At 71.5% G+C, this 23,653-nt stretch carries 18 protein-coding genes; 6 read left to right on the forward strand and 12 right to left on the reverse strand.

Annotated features, from left to right (window positions below):
- Positions 1–21: 21 nt before the first annotated feature.
- From EV382_RS18885 to EV382_RS18930, 10 genes are all read right to left on the reverse strand, one after another.
- A complete protein-coding gene (locus EV382_RS18885; protein ID WP_130403741.1) occupies positions 22–447 on the reverse strand; it encodes a GNAT family N-acetyltransferase in 426 nt (141 codons plus the stop codon).
- A 70-nt stretch (positions 448–517) separates the two neighbouring features.
- The gene (obgE, locus tag EV382_RS18890; RefSeq protein WP_130403743.1) at positions 518–1,993 is read right to left on the reverse strand and encodes a GTPase ObgE; all 1,476 of its coding nucleotides are present in this window, start codon (positions 1,991–1,993) and stop codon (positions 518–520) included.
- Between the two features lie 95 nt (positions 1,994–2,088).
- Complete coding sequence (rpmA, locus tag EV382_RS18895; RefSeq protein ID WP_007464062.1) at positions 2,089–2,343, reverse strand: 50S ribosomal protein L27; 255 nt, start codon at positions 2,341–2,343, stop codon at positions 2,089–2,091.
- Between the two features lie 11 nt (positions 2,344–2,354).
- Positions 2,355–2,669: a 50S ribosomal protein L21 gene (rplU, locus tag EV382_RS18900; protein ID WP_007464063.1), complete on the reverse strand. Its 315-nt coding sequence runs from the start codon at positions 2,667–2,669 to the stop codon at positions 2,355–2,357.
- A 381-nt stretch (positions 2,670–3,050) separates the two neighbouring features.
- Positions 3,051–6,158 carry an Rne/Rng family ribonuclease gene (locus tag EV382_RS18905; RefSeq protein WP_130403745.1) on the reverse strand — a complete coding sequence of 1,036 codons (3,108 nt, stop codon included), beginning with the start codon at positions 6,156–6,158 and terminating at the stop codon, positions 3,051–3,053.
- Between the two features lie 131 nt (positions 6,159–6,289).
- On the reverse strand, positions 6,290–7,102 hold the full coding sequence (locus tag EV382_RS18910; protein ID WP_279636487.1) for a TIGR03936 family radical SAM-associated protein: 813 nt from the start codon (positions 7,100–7,102) through the stop codon (positions 6,290–6,292).
- Positions 7,103–7,259: 157 nt separating this feature from the next.
- Entirely contained in the window at positions 7,260–8,714 is a 1,455-nt protein-coding gene (mycP, locus tag EV382_RS18915) for a type VII secretion-associated serine protease mycosin (RefSeq protein WP_130403747.1), read from the reverse strand.
- Between the two features lie 10 nt (positions 8,715–8,724).
- Positions 8,725–10,191 carry a WXG100 family type VII secretion target gene (locus tag EV382_RS18920; RefSeq protein ID WP_130403749.1) on the reverse strand — a complete coding sequence of 489 codons (1,467 nt, stop codon included), beginning with the start codon at positions 10,189–10,191 and terminating at the stop codon, positions 8,725–8,727.
- A gap of 10 nt (positions 10,192–10,201) precedes the next feature.
- Positions 10,202–10,642 carry a hypothetical protein gene (locus EV382_RS18925; RefSeq protein WP_130403751.1) on the reverse strand — a complete coding sequence of 147 codons (441 nt, stop codon included), beginning with the start codon at positions 10,640–10,642 and terminating at the stop codon, positions 10,202–10,204.
- Positions 10,643–10,890: 248 nt separating this feature from the next.
- Positions 10,891–12,885 (reverse strand): TIGR03960 family B12-binding radical SAM protein, encoded by a 1,995-nt coding sequence (locus EV382_RS18930; protein WP_130403753.1) that lies wholly within the window; start codon positions 12,883–12,885, stop codon positions 10,891–10,893.
- Positions 12,886–12,992: 107 nt separating this feature from the next.
- On the opposite strand from EV382_RS18930, the gene EV382_RS33550 reads away from it, so the two are divergent.
- Positions 12,993–14,270 carry a hypothetical protein gene (locus tag EV382_RS33550; protein WP_244236756.1) on the forward strand — a complete coding sequence of 426 codons (1,278 nt, stop codon included), beginning with the start codon at positions 12,993–12,995 and terminating at the stop codon, positions 14,268–14,270.
- Positions 14,271–14,324: 54 nt separating this feature from the next.
- Here EV382_RS33550 and EV382_RS18940 read toward each other — a convergent pair whose 3' ends face one another.
- Positions 14,325–15,014 carry a lysophospholipid acyltransferase family protein gene (locus EV382_RS18940; protein ID WP_130403755.1) on the reverse strand — a complete coding sequence of 230 codons (690 nt, stop codon included), beginning with the start codon at positions 15,012–15,014 and terminating at the stop codon, positions 14,325–14,327.
- Between the two features lie 105 nt (positions 15,015–15,119).
- Positions 15,120–18,290, reverse strand: coding sequence for an isoleucine--tRNA ligase (gene ileS, locus EV382_RS18945; protein WP_130403757.1), 3,171 nt, complete (start codon positions 18,288–18,290; stop codon positions 15,120–15,122).
- A 347-nt stretch (positions 18,291–18,637) separates the two neighbouring features.
- On the opposite strand from ileS, the gene EV382_RS18955 reads away from it, so the two are divergent.
- The 5 genes from EV382_RS18955 to EV382_RS18975 all read left to right on the forward strand — a co-directional run bounded on the left by EV382_RS18955 (position 18,638) and on the right by EV382_RS18975 (position 23,531).
- Positions 18,638–19,768, forward strand: coding sequence for an acyltransferase family protein (locus EV382_RS18955; RefSeq protein WP_165435828.1), 1,131 nt, complete (start codon positions 18,638–18,640; stop codon positions 19,766–19,768).
- 101 nt (positions 19,769–19,869) lie between these two features.
- Positions 19,870–20,892 (forward strand): ArsR family transcriptional regulator, encoded by a 1,023-nt coding sequence (locus EV382_RS18960; protein ID WP_130403760.1) that lies wholly within the window; start codon positions 19,870–19,872, stop codon positions 20,890–20,892.
- 59 nt (positions 20,893–20,951) lie between these two features.
- Positions 20,952–21,962, forward strand: coding sequence for an ABC transporter ATP-binding protein (locus EV382_RS18965; RefSeq protein WP_130403762.1), 1,011 nt, complete (start codon positions 20,952–20,954; stop codon positions 21,960–21,962).
- Complete coding sequence (locus tag EV382_RS18970; protein ID WP_244236757.1) at positions 21,959–22,732, forward strand: ABC transporter permease; 774 nt, start codon at positions 21,959–21,961, stop codon at positions 22,730–22,732. The genes EV382_RS18965 and EV382_RS18970 overlap by 4 nt, the downstream gene beginning before the upstream one ends.
- 10 nt (positions 22,733–22,742) lie before the next feature.
- Positions 22,743–23,531, forward strand: a complete 789-nt coding sequence (locus EV382_RS18975) for an ABC transporter permease (RefSeq protein ID WP_244236758.1) — start codon at positions 22,743–22,745, stop codon at positions 23,529–23,531.
- The last annotated feature ends 122 nt before the right edge of the window (positions 23,532–23,653 follow it).

The raw sequence follows: 23,653 nt of genomic DNA on the forward strand, positions 1-23,653 counted from the left end.
GTACGGCAGCGGCGACGACCGTCAGGCCGCGACCGGCAGACGCCTGGCGAAACAGACGCTGTACGGGTTGTCCACGTACTCGCCGTAGACCGGGATCCGCTCATAGCCGCACGAGGTGTAGAGGGCGATCGCGGCCGGCAGGTAGCTGCCCGTCTCCAGACAGACCACCGAGTAGCCCTGCCGGAACGCGCACTCCTCCAGCGCGGCGAGCAGCTGACGACCGATCCCCCGCCCCCGGTACGCGGGCCGGACGTACATCTGCTTGATCTCACCGGTGTCGGCATCGAGCGCCCGGAGCCCGCCGCAGGCGACCGCCCGACCGTTCACCACCACCGCCAGGTAGCGGACGTCGCCCAAACCACCATCGGCCTCGCGCAGCTCACGCTGCTGCGCGGTGACCAGGGCGGCGATCTCCGGATCGATGACAGGCCGGGACTCGATCAGCATCAGCCCACGCTAAGAGGCGTACCTTTCGCGAAGGTTGACGGCAATCAACCCCGTCGCGGAGCGCACCGAACTACTCGGCGTCGTCCTCGTCGGCGATGTCGTCGTCGAGGTCGTCGGACGCGTCCGCGCCCACCTCGTCCGCCGACCGCACCCGGCGGGCCTTCCGGGCGGCGAGCCGATCCGCGGCGGAGGCCCGGTTCGACTTCTCCTCCAGGCGGACGTCGGTGCCCCGGTTGCCGGGGACGAATTCCACGCCGGCGTAGAGCGTCGGCTGCCAGTCGAACTCGCGCACACCGATCCGGACCAGGTCACCGGGCTGCGCGCCGGCCTTGGCCAGCTTGTCCTCCACCCCGAGCCGGGCCAGCCGGTCAGCCAGGAAGCCGACCGCCTCGTCGTTGTCGAAGTTGGTCTGCTTGACCCAGCGCTCCGGCCGGACACCCTTGACGGTGAACGAGCCGTCCGCCTCGGCCGTGATGGTGAAACCGGCGTCGTCCACCGCCGTCGGGCGGATGACGATCCGGGTCGGCTCGGCGGGCGGGGCGGCCTTACGCTCCGCCTCGACCAGCTCGGCCATCGCGTAGGTCAGCTCTTTGAGCCCTTCCCGGGTGGCCGCGGAAACCTCGAACACCCGGTAACCGCGCTCCTCCAGGTCAGGGCGCACGATCTCGGCGAGGTCACGGCCGTCCGGCACGTCAACCTTGTTGACGGCGACCAGCCGTGGCCGCTCGGCCAGACCGCCGTACTGGCTCAGCTCGGCCTCGATGGCGTCGATGTCGGCCACCGGGTCACGGCCCGGCTCCAGGGTCGCCGAGTCGATGACATGCACCAGCACCGCGCAGCGCTCGATGTGCCGCAGGAACTCCAGGCCCAGCCCCTTGCCGGTGGCCGCGCCGGGGATCAGGCCCGGCACGTCCGCGACGGTGAAGGTGTGGTTGTCCAGCCGGACCACACCGAGGTTGGGCACCAGGGTGGTGAACGGGTAGTCGGCGATCTTCGGCTTCGCGGCGGAGATCACCGAGATCAGCGACGACTTGCCGGCGGACGGGAAGCCCACCAGGCCCACATCGGCGACGCTCTTCAGCTCCAGCACGATGTCCAGCTGGTCGCCGGGCTCCCCCAGCTCGGCGAAGCCGGGCGCCTTGCGCTTGGCGTTGGCCAGCGAGGCGTTACCGCGCCCGCCACGCCCGCCACGGGCGACCTCGAAGGTGGTGCCGGCACCGACCATGTCGGCCAGCACGGTGCCGTCGGTGGTCTGCACCACGGTGCCGTTGGGCACCTTGAGCACCAGGTTGTGGCCGTTGGCCCCGTCCCGGTTCGAGCCGGCGCCGCCCTTGCCGTTGTCGGCCTTGACGTGCGGGTGGAAGTGGAAGTCGAGCAGCGTGGTGACCTGCGGGTCGACCACCAGGGACACGCTGCCCCCATGCCCGCCGTTGCCGCCGTCCGGCCCACCGAAGGGCTTGAACTTCTCGCGGTGGATCGAGACACAACCGTGCCCGCCATCGCCGGCCTGCAGATGCAGAACGACCCGGTCAACGAACGTTGCCACGGCGTCAATCCTTCCAGCGAGGTTCGACCTCGCACTTCGAAAAAGCCTAAGCGGGCCGGGACCCTGAGGTCCGCGGCCCGCTTGAGCGAAGAGAACTACTGCTGCGGAACGATGCTGACGGTCTTGCGACCGCGCTTGGTGCCGAACAGGACCGCACCGGCGGACAGCGCGAACAGCGTGTCGTCGCCGCCACGGCCGACCAGGTCACCGGGGTGGAACTTGGTGCCACGCTGCCGGATGATGATCTCACCGGCGCTGACGACCTGACCACCGAAGCGCTTCACGCCGAGTCGCTGGGCCGCGGAGTCACGACCGTTACGCGAGCTAGACGCACCCTTTTTGTGAGCCATTGGAGGACGACCTACTTCCCGCTGGAGATGCCGGTCACCTTGACCTGGGTCAACGGCTGGCGGTGACCCTGGCGCTTGTGGTAGCCGGTCTTGTTCTTGAACTTGTGGATCCGGATCTTCGGGCCCTTGGTGTGCGCGGCGATTTCGCCGGACACCGCGACCTCGGCAAGCTTCGCTGCGTCGGTCACCAGGTCGTCACCGTCGACGAGGAGCACCGCGGTGAGCTTCACCGCGTCACCGGGGGCACCGGTGAGCTTCTCGACCTCGATCACGTCGCCTTCGGCGACCTTGTACTGCTTGCCGCCGGTCTTGACGATCGCGTACATCGGAGGCGGACTCCCTGTCGTTGAGGCTGCTGGCGGTCGTCCCCGCGGCGGCTCGCCGGGTAGCAGTGCACGGCGGCGCGGGCACACGGGAACTCGGCACACCAAAGGTGGGCCGCAGGCAAGAGTACGCCATTGCCTGCCCGGACCCCAAACCGGCCCGCCCTGGTCAGCGCGCGCAGAGCTGGTCGAGGCGCTGCTGCGGCGTCTTGAGCTGCGGATCGTTGGTCCGCCCCGACTGCTCCCGCAGCACGGGTCCGCCAGCCGGCCAGCGCCGCCTCGGCCCGCCCAGCGGCCCCGCAGAGGACCGGGGCACAACGGCGAGGTCCCTCTCCCGGCAGGGTTGCGGGAGAGGGACCTCGTCAAACAGCTAACTGGTCAGGCTCAGGGGCGGGTCCGCCGACGGGTGCCACCCCGACGCGACCGGCGACGACCGCCACCGCCCTCGGTGGTCTCCTCGTCGCCCTCACCATCACCGAGCGCGTCCGGGTCATCCGCCGCGGCCAGTCGAGCCGACTCACCCTGTTGGGCGTCGGAGATCGCCGGCGCGGCGGCGGTGTCCGACTCGTAGCGGGACAGGTCGTAACCCATGGTGTCCTGGTAGTCGTCGTCCGGTTCGGCCTTGGTGTCGGTGTCGACGACCTCGACCACGGTCCGCTCGGCCGCGGCCGGGGCGTTCTTGCGCGCCCGGCGGCGGGACGACGTGGTGCCCGCCTCGGCCGCCGGAGCGGGCGCCGTCGACGAGGCGACCGCCTTGACCTTCTCCCCCGCACCGGCGGCGCGCGGCTTCTCCGGCACCGGCTCGGTGTGGATGATGACGCCCCGACCCTTGCAGCACTCGCAGGTCTCGCTGAACGCCTCCAGCAGGCCCGCGCCGATCCGCTTCCGCGTCATCTGCACCAGGCCGAGCGACGTGATCTCAGTGACCTGGTGCTTGGTGCGGTCCCGGCCCAGGCACTCGGTGAGCCGGCGCAGCACCAGCTCACGGTTCGACTCCAGCACCATGTCGATGAAGTCGATCACCACGATGCCGCCGATGTCCCGCAACCGGAGCTGACGGACGATCTCCTCCGCCGCCTCCAGGTTGTTGCGGGTGACGGTCTCCTCCAGGTTGCCCCCGGAGCCGGTGTACTTGCCGGTGTTGACGTCGACGACGGTCATCGCCTCGGTCCGGTCGATCACCAGCGAGCCACCGGAGGGCAGGAAGACCTTGCGGTCCAGGCCCTTGATGATCTGCTCGTCGATCCGGTACTCGGCGAAGACGTCGGTCGTGCCGACATGCCGGCGCACCCGGTCGACCAGGTCCGGGGAGACATGCGACAGGTACGACTCGACCATGTCGTACGACTGCTCGCCCTCGATCACCAGCTCGCGGAAGTCCTCGTTGAACAGGTCCCGGACCACCCGGATGACCAGGTCCGGCTCGCCGTAGAGCAGCACCGGAGCGCCACCCTCGGCGGCCTTGGCCTGGATGTCCTCCCACTGCGCCTGGAGCCGCTTGACGTCACGGGCCAGCTCATCCTCGGTGGCACCCTCGGCGGCCGTCCGGACGATCACGCCCGCGCCGTCCGGGACCAGCTTCTTGAGCACGTCCCGCAGCCGCTTGCGCTCGTTGTCCGGCAGCTTGCGGCTGATCCCGGAGGCGTTGCCGTTGGGTACGTAGACCAGGTGCCGGCCCGAGAGCGCGATGTGGCTGGTCAGCCGTGCGCCCTTGTGCCCGATCGGGTCCTTGGTGACCTGGACCAGCACCGAGTCGCCGGAGCGCAGCGCCTGCTCGATCGAACGGGCCCGCCCCTCCAGCCCGGAGGTGTCCCAGTTGACCTCACCGGCGTACAGCACCGCGTTGCGGCCCCGGCCGACGTCGACGAACGCGGCCTCCATGCTCGGCAGCACGTTCTGCACCTTGCCCAGGTACACGTTGCCGGCCATCGTCCCGGACGAGTTGCGGGTGACGTAGTGCTCGACCAGCACGCCGTCCTCCAGAACGGCGATCTGGGTGCGGTCACCGCGCTGGCGAACCGCCATCACCCGGTCGACAGCCTCCCGGCGCGCCAGGAACTCCGACTCGCTCAGGATCGGCGGGCGGGTACGGCGCTGCTCCCGACCATCCCGGCGGCGCTGGCGCTTGGCCTCCAGCCGGGTCGAGCCGGACACACCCTGCACCTCGTCGACGCTCCGACGCGGCTCGCGGATCTTCACCACGGTCGGTACGCCGTCGTCGGCCGCGCCCTCGGTGTCACCGGCGCCACGACGGCGGCGACGACGACGGCGACGGGTCAGGCCGTCTCCGCCCTCGGACTCCTCGTCCTCGTCGCCCTCGGCCTCAGCCTCGGCGGTCTCCTCCTCATCGGCCTGCGCCGCCTCCTCGGACTCCTCGTCCTCGGCGTCGTCGGCCCCGCCCTTGCCCCGGCCCCGGCCCCGGCGACCACGCCGGCGACGGCGGCGCGCGGCGGCGCTGTCCTCGTCGTCCTCATCCGCCTCGGTGGCCTCGTCGACCTCCTCGGTCGGCGCCTCTTCGGCCTCGATCGCCTCGACGGGCTCCACCGGCTCGACCTCGCGGCGACCACGCCGACGTCGGCGGGACGGCTCGGCGGCCTCCTCGACGGCCGGCTCCTCGGTCACCGCGGCGGGCTCGACCGGTCGGGTCACCGGCACAGCGTCCGGCTGGGGTGCCATGAACAGCACGGTGGGCGCGGAGAGCGCAGCCCGCCGACGACGGGTACGCGGCTGCTCCGGCTCGATCTCGGCCGGCTCGTTCGGCTCATCCGTCACACCGGGAACGGCGACACCCGGCGACACCTCGCCGGCGCGCTCCGGCCCGCCACTGCTCCACGGCAGCGCGGCGACGGACGTGCTCGGGAGGGTCTCGGCCTCGTTCAACTCGGCCTCGGCCTCGCGCAGGTCGGACTCCGCCGGCTCCTCGACCACCGGCTCCTCGACGGCGGGCACCTCGTCGACGGCGGCCGGCTGCTCGGTGGCGGCCGGCTCCTCCACGGCAGCCGGCGTGGCCTTCTTGCGCCGGGTACGGGTCACCTTGACCGGCGGCACCACCTCGGTCGAGGCCGCCTCCGCGGAGGCGGCGGCCAGCGGCTCCTCAGCGGTCGTCTCGACGGGGGTGGCCTTGCGGCGACGCCGGGGGGTCTTCGGGGCGACATCCAGATCGCCGGAGACCGGCGCGAAGACCTCCGCCTGCGGCGATTCGGCGCTGCCGGTCCCACCGGTGGACGCCTCGGCCGGAGCCTCGGTCTGTTCTGGCTGGTTGAGCGGGGCGGCCCGACGACGGGTCGCCCGGGTGCGCCGCACCGGCGCGGCCGGTTCGGCGGCCTCCGCACTGGGAGCGCTCTCCGCGCTGGCCGGTTCCAATGGCGCGGAACCGACCGCGGTGGTGGGGGGCGCGACGGCGGCGCTGTCGGCCGTGCTGCTCTGGTCGGCGGTCTCGCCGGCCGGCTGTGAACCGGTCCGTTCGCCGCCCTCGGGCTCGTTCTCGAGCATGGACGTTCTCCAGTTCTGGCTACCCCGGGCGCGGGTGAGCGCTGCCACGCAGGGTCGCCGCAAAAGTGTTTCCGCCGGGCGCGCGTGGTGCGCGACCGCCGAAGTCTGCCTGCCAGAGCACGGACCGTCGGTCAGTGCCCAACGATGGCTGCCCCGTCGCGGTCCGCATCCAACGGATCCACGATCGCACCCTGCGCGGTCAACGTGCCCTGAGCCAGCCGGGTCACCCTCGGCGGAACCGGCGGCTCCAGGTCGGCCACCACGCGGAGGCCGGAAAGGACGTCATCGGGCCGTACGGACGGGGTGACCTGCCGCACGACCAGTTCGAGTATCGCACACGGTACGCCCGGTGCCCCGGAAGGCGTCGGCGTCGACGGTTTGACATCGATGGATATCACGGCGGCGCGGGCGTCGAAAGTGCGTCGGCCCTGCTTGGTCATCCGCTCGACCAGCACCTCGTCGGCCGCGACGAACGCGTCCACCGCTGCGCGCAGCACCGCCGGATCAACCTCGGGCAACTCGATGTGCCAGTGCGACGCCTCGATCCGGTCCGGCAGGTTGCCCCCCTCGGCGATCACCGCGTCCAGGACGTCCAGCCCCGGCGAGAGCGCAGCGTCCAACGCGGCGCGCAGCGCCTCCGGGTCGACCGCGGCCTGAAGGGCGATCTCCAGGTACTCCGCCTCGCTCGCCACGCCGGTGGGCGCGGCGCTGGCGTAGGAGATCTTCGGGTGCGGGTGGAAACCCTGGGAGAAGGCGACCGGCACAGCGGCCCGGCGTAGCGCGCGCTCGAACGCCCGGGCGAAGTCCCGGTGCGAGGTGAATCGCAGCGGCCCGCGCTTGGCGTACCGGATGCGGACGCGCTGGACGACCGGTGCCTGGCCGCCCTCGGGTTGAGGCTTTCTGGCGATCGTGGGCTCCTCGGGTGTACCTGCGTGTCCTCCCATCCTGGCGCAGGCCTCGTGACGGTACGCAGCCGGGGCGGTCGACTCGCCCGACAGACGGGTACGAACCGGTCGCCAGGGCGCTGAACACCCTCCGCGAAAGCCGATGGCCGGCCGGTGACGCGGAGGTCACCGGCCGGCCACCAACGATCGGGACGGGCTACCGCTCGCGCGGCGGAGCGGGCGGCGAACCGCCCGGCGGACCGTAGCCGGGAGGCGGACCGTAACCGGACGGCGGGCCGTAACCGGACGGCGGACCGTAACCGGACGGCGGGCCGTAACCGGGAGGCGGGCCGCCGGGGGGCGGGCCGTAACCCGACGGTGGGCCGTAGTTGGGTGGTGGCGGGTAGCCGGACGGCGGGGCGTAATCCGCCCCCGGCGGCGGGTACCCGCCGGGGGGCGCCCGGTCGAGCACCTCGTCCGGGATGTCGCCGGCCCGAGCCGCCTCGCGCCGGTACCGGCGGCGGTTCCAGATGAGGAACACCACCAGCCCCAGCAGCAACACCAGCACCACGGCGATGCCGATTCCCACCACCATGACCTGCTGGTCGGTCGGACCACCGCGATCACCGTGCTGGGTGACGTCGAACTCCTCGTCCGCGCCCCCGGTGCGGGCCGGGCCCGGCTCGGTCGCCGCGGCCGGGTCGAGCAGCGGGTTGGCGGTGACCGCCGGCACGTTCGCGGTCAGCGCCTTCATCGGGTCGATCACCCCGAACCCGTACTGCGGGTCCCGTCCGGCCGGGCCGGCGTCCCGCGCGGTCCGGATGATCCGGTTGATCACGCTCGGCGCGTTGAGCTCCGGGTACTTCGCTCGGATCAACGCGGCCAGAGCGGAGACGATCGCACTGGAGTCGGAGGTTCCGTCGCCCCAGCCGTAGCCCTCCTCGTTGGTGACGTTGTAGACGCTGTCGCCGGGAGCCGCGACCACCGCCTCCGGCCCCTGGACGGAGCCGGACCAGAACCTGCCGCCCTTGGTCGTACCGGTCACGGCGATCACACCGGGCGTGTTGGCCGGGTTTCCGACCGCGACGTGGCCCTTGGCGGTGTTACCGGCACCGGCGACCACCACGACGTCATGGTCCAACGCGTACTTGATTGCGCTCTGCTCCGCCGGGCTGGCGAAGCCCGGGGCACCAATGGACAAGTTGATGACCTTGGCGCCACCGTCGACGGCCATCCGGATGCCGGCGGCCACCGCCGCCGCGCTGTTCGTCCCGGTGCCCTTGCGCAGCTTGATGGGCAGGATCTTCGCGCCGGGGGCGATGCCGTCCACGCCGTCCCGGCCACCGCTCTTGGCCGCGATGATGCCGGCCATGTGTGTGCCGTGCCCGTCCTCGTCGGCCCGACCGTCGCCGGAGGCGCCGTAGCTGCGGCCACCGGCAAGCACCTGACCGCGTAGGTCCGGATGGGTGGCCTCGACACCACTGTCGACCACGGCCACGACCACGCCCCGCCCGGTCGAGATCTTGTGCACCTGGTCAATGCGGAGCTCGTCCAGATACCACTGCTCGGCCCGCCGGGGCGCGGCGGCCGCCGGTTGGGCGGCCCCCACCACCAGGAACCCCGCCAGCAGGCAGGCGACCACCGGCCGGAGGCTTCCGACGTTCACCCTCATCCGTCCATCCTCACCGAAGGACACCCGGGGACGCCCCGTCACCGGGACCCCACGGATCGTCGTCCTCAGTCAACCACGACGAGTGCTCGGTGCCGCTGCCACCGCCATGCCCGGCGCCGCCCGCGCCGCCCATCATGCCGCCGCCCATCATCCCGGCGCCGCCGACGCCCGCACCACGCGCGCCGCCCGCCATCCCGGCGCCGCCCGCGCCGGCGGCGGTGCGCAGCGCGTTCGCCGCGCTGGTCATCGGCGGGACCTTGCCGTTGCCGCCGCCCACCATCCCCGGGATGCCGCCAACGCCGATCCCGGCACCCGCGCCCAGGCCACCGCCGGCACCGATGCCACCGGCCGCGCCGACCCCGGCGCCGCCGCCGAGCCCGCCGCCGACGCCACCGAGACCGCCGCTACCGATCCCGCCGCCGCCCAGGCCGCCGCCCAGACCACCGACAGTGCTCGGGGCAGCGCCCGCCAGACCGCTGGTGTAGTCCTGGTCGCTGCCCGGATAGCCGGAACCGGTCGGTGGGGTGGTGAGTTGGCCGGTGCCGCCGGTGGGTGAGCCATCGCCGAGCCCGCCGGGCTTGGTCGGCGAGAACTGGTCGACACTGGACGTCGGGTTGCCCACGTCGCCGATGCCCGGCGGCCGACTGCCGATCGAGCGGTCGCCACCACCGATATCGGGCTTTCCGCCGATCTCGCCGCTGATATCGGGTCGGCCCGTCGGCGGGATTCGGGTGTCGCGACGAACCTCGTCGATACCGCCCGTCTCCGGACCGATCACGGTGAGCTTGGGACGCTCGGTGTAGACCGCCTTGGGCAGCGGGGCCATCGCGCTGTTCGCGGCCTGCTGGTTGTCGCGGTACCAGTTGTCCAGGTGGGACTTGGTGTCCCACCAGCCGCCCCGCTTCTGGTCACCGGCCTGACCGTCGACCTTCATGGTGGCTTCCAGGTCGTCGGCCTTGTCCCGGAACGCGCCGTCGGCGTACGAGGCCGGGTTGTTCTGATAGTCCTGACGCAGGGCGGCGAGGAACCCCGACGCGCTCTCGCCGTCGCGGGCATCGTCGAGCTCGGTGCCGTTGGGCAGGCTCCACTCGTTCCAGCCGAAGTCGTCCATCAGCGGGATCGGGATCGTGGCGACCGACTTGCGGATGTCGCCCTCGATCCGCGTCAACGCGCCACTGACGTTGGTCGCGTCGGTGATCAGATCCTCGATCTGCTTGCCGATCTTGCCCAGGTGCTCGCGGTACGCATCACCACCGCTGCCCTTCCATCCGGCGAGCATGCCGGGCAGCCCGCCGACGTTCGGGCGCTCCTGACCCGTCGCCACCGGGCCGACGAACGATCGACCGACGAGCGCGTCGCGCAACTGTTGCAGGCCGCTGGAGAGATTGCTCCAGCCCGCTCCGACCGATCCAACCGTCTCCGGGTCCGCGGAGAGCGTCACCTCGCGGACGCACCGCTCCCAGGTTCCTCCAGCCATGACGTCCCCCTCAGGCCGTGTACGGGTAGGTGGGTGCGCCGCTGGCGGTGGGCGGCGGTGCCGCCGACTCCAGCAGCCGCTCGATCTCCTTGCCATTGGCGCCGTTTCGCGCCTCGGCGTCCCGGAACGCCTTGGCGATCTCCTCGGTGCCTTCCTTGAGCGCGGCGAGCTTCTGGGAGAGCGTCGTGAGGTGCGCTTCCATGTTCGCCGTGGACGTCTCCAGTGCCCGCCACTGCATGACGGCGTCCTCGTACGCGCCGAACGGGGTGCCGTTCGGGACGGTCTGGGCGTTGTTGCTGTCGCCCTTCATCCGCGTCTTGATGCGTTCCATCTCGTAGCTGATCGTGTCGTCGACGTACTGCTTCAGCCGCTCGACGTACGCCGCGGCGGCGTCCAGGTCCTCGACGCTGACCTGCAGATCGCCGGTGTTCGGCGGCGGGATGCTGCTCATGTGCTTCCTCCCCCGTTCCCGACCCGCCGGGGTCGGTCCATGTCAGACGCAGCGTATCGAGTCTGACCTAGTCGGGGCAGCCCCCGTCACCACCACGTGGTACAGATAGTGGTCGATATTGAGGAGAAGTCGGCGCGACCCAGGCCGAACAGCGCCAACGGGCCCGCGAGAGGCGGGCCCGTTGGGCGACATATCGGATTGTGGAGGGTGGTGGGGCCGCACCGCCGGTGCGGCCCGCCACCGTCCGGTCAGTGGTGCGAGTGGCCCGACGGGACCTTCATGCCGTTGCCGCCCAGCGGGGTGAGCGGCAGCAGCTTCTTGCCGGTGGGGCCGATCTGGATCTCGGTGTCCATCGACGGGCAGACGCCGCAGTCGAAGCAGGGCGTCCACCGGCAGTCGTCCTGCTCGAACTCGTTGACGGAGTCCTGCCAGTCCTGCCAGAGCCAGTCCTTGTCCAGGCCCGAGTCGAGGTGGTCCCAGGGAAGGACCTCCAACTCGTCGCGCTGACGGGTGGTGAACCAGTCGAGGTCGACCCCGAACGCGGGCAGCGTCTCGGCCGCCGCGTCCACCCAGCGCTGGTACGAGAAGTGCTCGCTCCACCCGTCGAACCGGCCGCCGTTCTCCCAGACCTTGCGGATCACCGAGCCGACCCGACGGTCACCCCGGGAGAGCAGCCCTTCGATGAGCGACGGCTCACCGTCGTGGTAGCGGTAGCCGATGGCGCGGCCCAGCGAACGGTCCGCGTTGATGGCCTGCTTGAGGATCTTGAGCCGGTGGTCGATGACCTCCGGACGATCCATCGCGGCCCACTGGAACGGGGTGTGCGGCTTCGGCACGAACCCGCCGATGGAGACCGTGCACCGGATGTCCTTGGAGCCGGTGGCGGCCCGGCCGGCCCGGATCACCTCGTGGGCCATCTCCGCGATCTCGAGGACGTCCTCGTCGGTCTCGGTGGGCAGGCCGCACATGAAGTAGAGCTTCACCTGCCGCCAGCCGTTGGTGTACGCGGTGACGACCGTACGGATCAGGTCTTCCTTCGACACCATCTTGTTGATGACCTTGCGGATCCGCTCCGACCCGCCCTCCGGGGCGAAGGTCAGGCCGGTCCGCCGCCCGTTGCGGGACAGCTCCTGCGCGAGGTCGATGTTGAAGGCGTCCACCCGGGTCGACGGCAGCGACAGCGAGACGTTCGTGCCCTCGTACTGCTGGGCGAGGCCCGAGCACATGTCACCGATCTCGGAGTGGTCCGCCGAGGAGAGGGACAGCAGGCCGACCTCGGAGAAGCCGGAGAACTCCAGGCCCTCGCGGACCATCTGCCCGACCGTGGTGATCGACCGCTCCCGCACCGGGCGGGTGATCATGCCGGCCTGGCAGAACCGGCAACCGCGCGTGCAGCCCCGGAAGATCTCCACCGCGTACCGCTCGTGCACCGTCTCGGCCAGTGGCACGAGGGGCTTCTTCGGGTACGGCCAGGCGTCCAGGTCCATCGTCGTGCGCTTGTGCACCCGGAACGGCACGTCCGCCCGGTTCGGCACGACCCGCTGGATCCGGCCGTCCGGCAGGTAGTCGACGTCGTAGAAGCGCGGCACGTAGACGCTCTCGGTGCGAGCCAGCCGCAACAGCAGCTCGTCGCGGCCGCCCGGCGAGCCCTCGGCCTTCCACTCCCGGACGATCGCGGTGATCTCCAGGACCGCCTCCTCGCCGTCGCCGAGCACCGCGGCGTCGATGAAGTCGGCGATCGGCTCCGGGTTGAACGCGGCGTGCCCGCCGGCCACGATCACCGGGTCGGCGTCGGTGCGGTCGGCGGCCAGCATCGGGATGCCGGCCAGGTCGATCGCGGTGAGCATGTTGGTGTAACCCAGCTCGGTGGAGAAGGAGATGCCGAACACATCGAATCCGCGCACCGACCGGTGCGCGTCGACGGTGAACTGCGGCACGCCGTGCGTGCGCATCAGCGACTCCAGGTCCGGCCAGACCGCGTACGTCCGCTCGGCGAGGGTGTCAGGCAGCTCGTTGAGCACCTCGTAGAGGATCTGCACGCCCTGGTTGGGCAGGCCCACCTCGTACGCGTCGGGATACATCAGCGCCCAGCGCACGGTCGCCGCGTCCCAGTCCTTCGTCACCGCACCCAACTCGCCCCCGACGTACTGGATGGGCTTGGAGACCTGGGGTAGCAGCGGCTCGAGCTGGGACCACACGGAATTGGTCGCGGCCGCGCGCGGCGTCGTGGACGGGGCACTCATGATGCCCAAGGGTACGCGTTCACCCGGCGGCGATCGCGCGCACGCCCGGTCGGCGGTGGTGGCGGCGCGGTACTAACCTCGGATCGGCGCGAGAGGAGATTGCCGCGATGCCGGAGCCCCAGCCGGGAGCACGGCCGGCCGACGGGAACACCCCGGGCGCGGAGCCGGAGCGGGACCGGGCGGTCGCCGACGAGCCGACCTCCCCACCCGTACCCCCGGACCAGCCGGACCCCTCGGACCAGCCGAGCCCCCCGGATCAGCCGGACGCCGCAGGCCAGCCGGACGCCGCAGGCCAGCCGAGTCCTCCGGGCCAGCCGGAGCCGGCCGCCACCGCGGAGGTCCCGGCGCCGAGGTGGAGCGGCTCGGCGTCGGTGCCGCCGCCGCTGCCACGGCGACCCGCGTGGGGCGAGTCGGCCGAGCCGACCCCTCTCCCACCGGTGCCCGCCGGGCCGCCGGAGCACCAGACGCCGGTCGACCCGTGGGCCGGCGTGGACACCGGCGGCTGGGATCTGCCCTCCGCCGAGCTGCCCCCGCTGCCGCCGACCGTGTCGTACCCGACGCCGCCCGACACCCGGCAGTGGTCCGGGCGGCCCGTCTCGCCGGCCGGGTCGCACCCGGTGCCACCGTCGGCCCCGCCGAGCACACCGCGGGTCGTCGGGCCCATGGTGCCGGCCCGACCGATGTCACCGCCCCCGCCGCCGCCGGCCCGACCGATGTCACCGCCCCCGCCGCCGGCGCCGCCGAAGCAGCGCCGGGGCCGGCGATCCACCGCACCGCCGATGCCGCCGCCCGGTTGGCAGGCCCCCAAGGGGTACGTGCCGGTCCCGGTCCGCCGGCGTCGCCGCTGGCCGTGGCTGCTGCTGCTCACGCTGGCCTGCTGCTGTGGCTGCCCGGCCTACTACGGGTTCCCGATCTCGGCTCAGTACCCGGCGCGCGCGGCGCTGCCCGTCCAGGTCAACGACCTCAGCCTGCGGCAGGACAACCGCAGCACGGCGGTGGCCCGGACGTTGGAGAACGAGGTACGCACGGAGCACTGGCTGGCCGAGGACACGTTCGCCGGCGTCTACACCACGACGAACGGGAAGCTGGTCACCGTCTTCGGCGGCACCGGTTTCCGGCTGAGCCCGGAGTCCGACGCGGAAGCCGAGATCAGCCGGCTCACCGAACGGTACGCGCTGGGCACCCCGGAGACCGTGGACACCGGGGTGCGGAGCCGGCACGAACGGTGCGCGGTGGGGAGCGCCGACGGCAGTGCCGTGGTGGTCTGCACGTCGGTCGACCACGGCAGCATCGCCACCGGCGTGTTCACCCGACTCTCCGTCGCTGACAGCGCCGACCTGCTGGCCACCCTGCGCGCCCAGATCGTCCAGCCCAAGCGGGGCTGAGCCGCGCTGTCGCCGCCCGGGTCGCCTACGTCCCCGGCACCGGCCGAGGACGGCTCAGGCGTCGCGGGTCGGAGCCGGGTGGGCGCGCGGCGGGGCGTAGCGGGGCACGTACTCCTGGCCGGTGAGCTTCTGGATCTCACTCATCAGCTCGTCGGTCATCTGCCGCAGCGAGGTGCGGTCGTCCGACCGGCCGGTGAAGTCCAGCGGCTTGCCGAATCGAACCGTGATCTTGGCAGTGCCGGGCCGGGGCACCCGGGCGCCGATCGGCTGCGCCTTGTCCGTGCCGATCATGCCGACCGGAATGATCGGCACGCCGGCCGAGATCGCCAGCCGGGCCGCGCCGGTCCGCCCCCGGTAGAGCTTGCCGTCGGGCGAGCGGGTGCCCTCCGGGTAGACCACCACCAGGTCACCGCCCTTGAGCGCCGGGATCGCCGCGTCGAACGCCGACAACGCCGCCCGGCCACCGGCCCGCTCGACCGGGATCGCGCCCAGACCGGTGAGGACGAACTTGGAGATCGCACCCTTCACGCCGGTGCCCTTGAAATACTCCGACTTGGCCCAGAACGCCAGGTGCCGGGGCACGACCGTGCCGAGGAACAGCTCGTCGGCCACCGAGAGGTGGTTGCCGGCGAAGACCGCGCCACCGATCTCCGGCACGTGTTCCAGCCCCTCCACGGTCGGGCGGAACGCCAACCGCAGCGTGGGCGCCACGGTGAGCTTGCCGATGGTGTAGAGCAGGGGCACTGGTCCTCCGGCAGATCAGGTGCGAACAGGCGGTGTCACGGTAGCGGACGCCTCCACACCTCCCGGACGGAGGTGGTGAGGCGCCCGCACCCTGGCGACGATCCGTTATACCCGGCGGACGACCACCGTTACCCGCTCACCTTCGCCGACCTCACCAGCGAAGCCCTCCAGCCCTTCAGCGGCGGAGCCGCCCGGACCCTCGGCGAAGTCCACCGAGTCGGCCAGCACCTCCGCGGCGACGAAGTCGACGTACGCGGCCACCGCGGCGCGTACCTCGTCGGACGCCGACACCGACACCACGATCCGGTCCGACACGTCCAGGTCGGCGTCCCGGCGGGCCTGCTGCACCACCCGCACCACGTCGCGGGCCAGCCCCTCGGCGGCCAACTCCGGGGTGACGTCGGTGTCCAGCACCACCACGCCCTCACCGCCGGGCAGCGGCGCGGAGTGCTCGGCGTCGGCGGCGATCAGGCGCAGCTCGTACTCGCCCTCGGCGAGGGTGACACCGGCGGCCACCGGGGCGCCGTCGACCAGCTCCCACTCACCCGCCTTGACCGCCTTGATCACCTGCTGGACCTGCTTGCCCACCCGCGGGCCGAGCGCCCGGGGCACCACCGTCAACACCTGCTCGCAGTACGCGGACAGCTCCGCGCTGAACTCCACCGTCTTCACGTTGACCTCGTCCGCGACCAGGTCGGCGAACGGCCGCAGCTGCTCCGCGACCGGCGAGGCCACGGTCAACCGGGACAGCGGCAGTCGCACCCGCAGCCCCTTGGCCTTGCGCAGCGACAGCGCCGCCGAGGCGACCGCCCGGACGTTGTCCATCGCGGCGACCAGGTCGTGGTCGGCCGGGAACTCGCTCGCCTCCGGCCAGTCGGTCAGGTGCACCGAACGCTCCCCGGTCAGGCCGCGCCAGATCTCCTCCGCGGTCAGCGGCGCGAGCGGCGCCACCACCCGGCAGAGCGTCTCCAGCACCGTCGACAGGGTGTCGAACGCGTCGGCGTCACCGGACCAGAACCGGTCCCGCGACCGGCGCACGTACCAGTTGGTCAGCGCGTCCAGGTAGGACCGGACGGTGCCGCAGGCACCGGAGATGTCGTACGCGTCCATCTGCGCGCTGACCGTCGACACCAGCTCGTTCGTCTTCGCCAGCACGTACCGGTCGAGCAGGTGGGTGGAGTCGGTGCGTCGCCGCGCCTGATACCCGTCGGCGTTGGCGTAGAGCGTGAAGAAGTACCACACGTTCCACAGCGGCAGCAGCACCTGCCGGACGGCGTCGCGGATGCCCGCCTCGGTGACCGCCATGTCCCCGCCGCGCAGCACCGGCGAGGACATCAGCATCCAGCGCATCGCGTCCGAGCCGTACGAGTCGAAGACGTGGTAGACGTCCGGGTAGTTGCGCAGGCTCTTGGACATCTTGCGCCCGTCCGAGCCGAGCAGGATGCCGTGGCTCAGGCAGTTGCGGAACGCCGGCCGGTCGAACAGCGCGGTGGCCAGCACGTGCATGGTGTAGAACCAGCCGCGGGTCTGCCCGATGTACTCGACAATGAAGTCACCCGGGTAGTGGTGCTCGAACCAGTCCGCGTTCTCGAACGGGTAGTGCACCTGGGCGAACGGCATCGACCCGGACTCGAACCAGCAGTCCAGCACCTCCGGCACCCGGCGCATCATCGACCGCCCGGTCGGGTCGTCCGGGTTGGGGCGGACCAGGTCGTCGACCGCCGGCCGATGCAGGTCGCTCAGACGTACTCCGAAGTCGCGCTCGATGTCGGCCAGCGAGCCGTAGACGTCCAGGCGCGGGTAGTTCGGGTCGTCGGACTTCCACACCGGGATCGGCGAACCCCAGAACCGGTTCCGGCTGATCGACCAGTCCCGGGCGTTGGCCAGCCACTTGCCGAACGAGCCGTCCTTGATGTGACCGGGCGTCCAGTTGATCTCCTGGTTGAGCTCGACCATCCGGTCCCGGAACTTCGTCACGGCGACGAACCACGACGACACGGCCTTGTAGACCAGCGGGGTGTCGCAGCGCCAGCAGTGCGGGTACGAGTGGGTGTAGGTGTCCTGCTTGAGCACCACCCCCCGGTCCTTCAGCTCCCGGATCACCGGCTTGTTGACGTCGAAGACCTGCTCACCCTGGTACGGCGGGACCAGCGCGGTGAAGCGGGTGTGGTCGTCCACCGTGACGATGGTGGGGATGCCGGCAGCGTTGCAGACGTTCTGGTCGTCCTCACCGAACGCCGGGGCCAGGTGGACGATCCCGGTGCCGTCCTCGGTGGTGACGAACTCCGCGCCGAGCACCTGGTAGGCGTTCTCGCCGGCCTGCTCGACGAGGAAGTCGAACAGCGGCGTGTAGCGGCGTCCGACCAGGTCCCGGCCGTACACCGTGCCGACCTGCTCGTAGGACTCCAGTTCCTTGGCGTACGCCCCGAGCCGCGCGGCAGCCACCACGAAGCGGTCGCCGTCGCGTTCCAGCACCGCGTACTCGATGTCGGGGCCGACGGCGAGCGCCAGGTTCGACGGCAGGGTCCACGGCGTGGTGGTCCAGACGCCCAGCTTGACCGGACCGCGCACCAGCTCCGGGGCGCTCTCGTCAGCGGTCAGCCCGAACCACACCGACAGGGTCGGGTCGTGCCGGTCCCGGTAGACGTCGTCCATCCGGGTCTCGGTGTTCGACAGCGGCGTCTCGCAGCGCCAGCAGTACGCCAGGACCCGGAAGCCCTCGTAGATCAGACCCTTGTCGTGCAGGGTCTTGAAGGCCCACATGACGCTTTCCATGTAGTCCAGGTCGAGGGTCTTGTAGTCGTTGGCGAAGTCGACCCAGCGGGCCTGCCGGTTGATGTACCGCTCCCAGTCCTGGGTGAACTCCAGCACCGAGGTCCGGCAGGCCTCGTTGAACCGGGCCACGCCCAGGTCGATGATCTCCGCCTTGCTGGTGATGCCGAGCTGCTTCTCGGCCACCACCTCGGCGGGCAGGCCGTGGCAGTCCCAGCCGAAGCGCCGCTCGACGTGCCGGCCGCGCATGGTCTGGTAGCGCGGCACCACGTCCTTGACGTAGCCGGTGAAGAGGTGACCGTAGTGCGGCAGGCCGTTGGCGAACGGCGGGCCGTCGTAGAAGACGTACTCGTTCTTGCCGTCGTCGCCGGCCGGGCGGGCCTCCACCGACGCTTCGAAGGTCTTGTCGGCCGTCCAGTGCTCCAGCACCCGGCGCTCGACCGCGGGCAGGTCCGGGCTCGCCGGCACACCGGCGGCGGTCGGGTCGTGCAACGGATAGGCCATCGGGGGTCGCTCTCCTCGCAGCTCACTCTGTGGTGGGTCTGCGAGGACGAACCTTCCGGGGTACGCCTGAAACGGCGCTCCCGGGTGGCCCGCGGTACCACCCCGCTTGGCGGTCTCGATCGACCGCCCGCTCATTACCGGCTGTGACGGGCCGCACCCGTCCGGTTCTACTGGGCCGGTTGCCCGGCTGTTCTTCCGGAGGCTCACCGGTGATGGCCGGGTCATCGCCTTTCGGTGCTCAACGATACTCGACCCGCCCACCGCCCCGCCTCCGAGTAGCACCGAACCCGAGCGGGGGCGGGGGCGGCGAGTTGACGCGCTGTGTGCCGCTCCGCAGAATTCACCGGGTGGCCGCGATCAGTTACGCCGAATACCGCGCAATGCGCCGATTCCCCGCCCTCGACGGGCTCCGTGCGATCGCCGCGGTGATCGTCGTGGCCTTCCACTTCGGGGGGCCGAAATGGGACTGGGTGTCCGGGTGGGTCGGCGTCCAACTGTTCTTCGTGCTCTCCGGCTTCCTGATCACCACGCTGATGCTGCGTGAGGAGGAGTCGCGGGGACGGGTGTCGTTGCGGTCCTTCTACATCCGGCGCATCTTCCGCATCCTGCCGGTCTACCTGGTGGTGCTCGCCGCGACGTACGCCCTCGCGCACCTCAACGGCGGCGGCGGGAGAGTCCGCGAGTCGATGCCGTACTACCTGCTCATGGTCAATGAGTTCGCGCCGAACAGTGCCTTCCTGCACTCCTGGACGATCGCCATCGAGTGGAAGTTCTACCTGGTCTGGCCGCTGCTCGCCTTCGCGCTCGTCCGCACGGCGTTCCTGCGCCGGATCGCGGTGACGCTGCTGGTCATCGCCGGCCTGGTCGCGCTGATCCCGTTCGAGAAGGACTGGCCCTACTGGCCGATCCACTACGTGTCGATCCTGGTGGGCTGCCTCCTGGCGATCGTCATGCACCACCCGAAGGGGTACGCGCTGTTCCGGCCGTTGACCCGTCCCGTGGTGTCCCTCGCCGTGCTCGTCGGGTTCGTCGCCGTGCACCTGTCGTTGCAGTACTGGCCGCCCGCCGCGGACGGCCACTCGGAGTTGAGGGTCGCGGTGTACGCGGTGGCGGTGGCGTTCCTGCTCCCCGCCATGCTGACCCCTGGCATCCCGACGAAGGTGCTCTCCTGGCGACCGCTGGTGTTCGTGGGTGAGCGCTCCTACTCGCTCTACCTGGTGCAGTACCTCGCCATGACGACGGTGATCGCGCTGGTCCCGTCGTACGCCGGGCACAGCACCCGGTTGTTCGTCGGCACCACCGTGGTCGGCCTCCTCGCCGCCGACCTGCTCTACCGCTGGGTGGAGCAGCCGATGATCGGGGTGGGACGCCACCTCTCCGGTCACGGAAAAGCAGCCCCCACCCCCACCCCCACCACCCCCACCCCCACCCCCACCCCCGACCTCCCGGTCCTCACCCCCTCCGGCGACCGCCGTTGATCATGAGGTTGACGGGGCGGTGGATCTCCCAGCCGCCCGTCAACCTCATGATCAACGATGCTCGACCCGCCCGCCCGCCGGCCACCGCCTAGGCTGGCAGTGTGATCCGGATCGAGCTGGACGAGCCGACGCTGACGCGCACCCGGATCGCGACCAGCCCGCTCTGGGAGGCCAAATGCAGCCTCTACCTGCTCGACCGGTACCCGGACGAGGCGCCCTGGCCGTACACGAGCTGGGCCCGGCACGCCCGCCGCGCGCTCGCCGAGCTACCTGACCCGGCCCCGCTGAAGCTCTACTCGGCCACCGGCCCGTGGTACCCGGACTTCCTCGGCCCCGTACCGCCCACCGCGAGCCCGACCATCGCCGAGGAGTTGGCCGTGCTCCGGGCCACGCCGGCCTCGGTGATCGCCGAGCAGATCCCCCGCTACCACCGTCCCGACGACCTGCCGGGTTGGTTGCGGCCGTTCGTCAGCGACCGTCAGGCGGCCCTGGCCCGGCTCGCCGACGGCCTTCAGGCGTATTGGGACGCGGCGATCGCGCCCTGGTGGCCGGCCATGCGGGCGGCGCTGGACGAGGAGGTGCTGCACCGGGCACGGGCGCTCGCCGCGCACGGCCCGGACGCGCTGCTGGCCGACCTCCACGAGCGGGTGCGCTGGGAACGGCCGGTGCTGACCCTGGTCAAGCCGTCCGAGGCCCAGTTCACCGCGGTCGACCAGCGATTGCTGCTGATCCCGTTGATCTTCTCCCGGGGCGCGCTCACCCATTCCACCGATCACCCGGAGATACTCGCGGTCTCGTACCAGGCCCGCGGCTCGGTGCTGCTGGCCGATCGGCCCGACGCCGACAAGCCCGCGGCGGCCCCGGCCACCGACCGGCTGGCGGTGCTGGTCGGGCGCGGGCGTGCCCAGGTGTTGCGGGCACTGACCCGACCGGCGACCACCGCCGGCCTCGCCGCGACCCTGGGGCTGGCCCCGAGCACCGTCTCGGAGCAGCTCTCCGCCCTGCTCACCGCCGGTGTGGTGCACCGCCGCCGGGTGGGCCGGCGGGTGCTCTACGGCCTGGAACCGGCCGGCCTGGCCCTGGTGCAGTTGATCGGCGACGAGCCGGCGACCGCCTCGGCCTGAACATTCGGCCCGTTCCGAATTCGTTTCCCGCCCGCCCCGGCCACTCCTAGCCTCCGGGCATGAGCGAACACGCGATCGAGGCGGTCGGGCTGCGCCGCACGTACCGCAGCCGCACCGGATGGTTACGACCACAGCGCCGGGAGGTGGAAGCGGTCCGCGGCGTCGACCTGACGGTCGGTAACGGTGAGCTGTTCGGCCTGCTCGGACCGAACGGCGCTGGCAAGACCACCACGATCAAGCTGCTGAACACGTTGCTCATCCCGACGTCCGGGGAGGCCCGGATCTGCGGCTTCGACGTGGTCCGGCAGACCCGGGAGGTACGTCGGCGGATCGGGTACGTCTTCGGCGGCGACCGAGGCCTGTACGACCGGCTCTCGGCCCGCGACAACCTGCGGTACTTCGCCGAGTTGTACGGCGTGCCCGGACGGGAGCAGAAGCGGCGGATCGCCGAACTGTTCGAGCTGGTCCGGCTGACCGGCCGGGAGAACGACCGCGTGGAGGGCTACTCCCGGGGCATGCGGCAGCGGCTGCACATCGCCCGGGGCCTGCTGCACCGGCCTCGGGTGCTCTTCCTCGACGAGCCGTCGATCGGGGTGGACCCGGTGGCCGCCCGGGAGCTGCGGCAGACCGTGGCGGATCTCGCCGCCACCGGCACGACCGTGCTGCTCACCACGCACTACATGGCCGAGGCCGACGAGCTGTGCGGTCGGATCGCGGTGATCGCGAACGGCAGCATTCAGGCCCTCGGCACCCCGGCCGAGCTGCGGCACCACGCCGACGGCCGGCAGGTGCTGGAGGTGGAGGCGTACGGGGTGGCCGACGCCCAGCTCGCCCTGATCCACGCCCTGCCCGGGGTACGCGAGGCGAGCGTCGTCGTCACGGGTGCGGCGCAGGTGCTGACGGTGCAGTCCGACGCGGGGGTGGACGTGCAGGCCGACGTGTTGCGCACTCTGGACGGGGTCCGGCTGGGGCGGGTCACCGCCCGACAGCCCACCCTGGAGGACGCGTACGTGGCGATCGTGAACCGGGTCGACGCGCAGATTCGGCCGGTCGAGGCGGTGCCGGCGTGAGGACGTTGCGGATGATCGTGGTCGGGGCGCTGCTGCACGCCAAGCAGCTCAGCCGGTCGCCGTTCGAGATCGCCACCGCGCTGATCGTGCCGGTGGTGCAGGCGACCCTGGCCGTCCACCTGTTCCGGGCCGGCGGCGACCCGGGCCGGCTGCTGGAGGCCTCGGTCGGGGCCGGGCTGATGGGCATCTGGTCGTCGGTGCTGTTCGGCTCGGGTGGCGCCATCCAGAACCAGCGCTGGCAGGGCACCCTGGAAATGATCATGTTGGCGCCCCGACCACCGGCCCTCGTGGTGCTGCCGATCACGCTGGCCACCGCCCTCACCGGCACGTACGCCATGGTCGCCACGCTGGCCTGGGGCCGGTTGCTGTACGGCATTCCACTGGCCTTCGCCCACCCGCTGGCGTTCGCGGTCGCGGTACCGGGCTGCATCATCGCGCTCGGCATGTTCGGCCTGCTGCTCGCCTCCACGTTCGTGCTGCTGCGCAACGCCAACGCGCTCACCAACACGCTGGAGTACCCGATCTGGCTGGTGTCCGGGATGCTCGTGCCGGTCACCGCGCTGCCCGGCTGGACCGGTCCGATCGCCGCCGTGCTGCCGACCACCTGGGGAGCACGGGCGGTCCGCGAGGCGGCCACCGGCAGCGGGCCGGTCTGGCCGTCGCTCGGCGCCTGCCTGGCGATCAGCCTGGCCTGCCTGGCGCTTGGCGCGATCATGATGACCCACGTCGAGCGGCGGGCCCGCGCGGCGGCCACCCTCGCCCTGGCCTGAGGAGGCGATGATGCCCGCACTGTTCCGCCTGATCGGCGTCGGTGGCGTGATCGCCTACCGTGCCCTGTTCAACTGGACCACCCCGGCGATGTTCGTCGGCACGCTGCTCGTCGGCCCGCTGTTCCAGCTGCTGTTCTTCGCCTACCTGGGCCGGCAGCTCGGCGTCGCCGACGACGGCTTCTACATCACCGGCAACGCCGTGCTGGCGGCCTCGGTTGCCTGCGTGTTCGGCGGGACGATGGCGGTGTCCAACGAGCGGCGCTTCGGCACGCTCGGGCACGTGCTGCTGTCGCCGCGCAGCCGCACGGCGGTCTTCCTCGGCCGGGTCCTGCCGTACGCCGCCAACGGCCTGCTGATCGCCGTGACCACCATGACCGCTGCGTCCCTGCTGCTCGGCCTGCGGGTGCCGGTCGACGCGCTGCCGGGGCTGCTGCTGGCCCTCGCTGTCGCGGCGTTGGCCTGCGGCTTCTTCGGCCTGACGCTGGGCGCGATCGGGCTGCGGTTCCGCGATGTCTGGCTGGTCTCCAACGTCGCGGTGGCGCTGCTGATCCTGCTCACCGGGGTGAACGTGCCCGCCGCCGGGCTGCCGACCTGGATGCGGGTCACCGGCGAGCTGCTACCGATCACCCACGCCGCCGAGGCGGCACGCCGTCTGGTCGCCGGTGACGGCTTTCACGCCGCCGCGCCCCAGCTCGCCGCCGAACTTGCCATCGCCATCGGCTACGCGACCCTCGCCGCCACCCTGCTGAAGCTCTTCGAAGTCGAATCCCGCCGCCGAGCCTCCCTGGACACCCTCTGACCCGCCCCCCATCCCGGCCTTTGCTCTGCACCCGCGGACGCGACACCCGGCGGGTCGATCATGGGGTTGGCGGGTCCGTGGATCTCCGATCCGCCCGCCAACCCCATGATCAACTGTGTCGA

The organism is Micromonospora violae, from assembly GCF_004217135.1.
In the GTDB taxonomy this organism is placed as follows: Bacteria; Actinomycetota; Actinomycetes; order Mycobacteriales; family Micromonosporaceae; genus Micromonospora; species Micromonospora violae.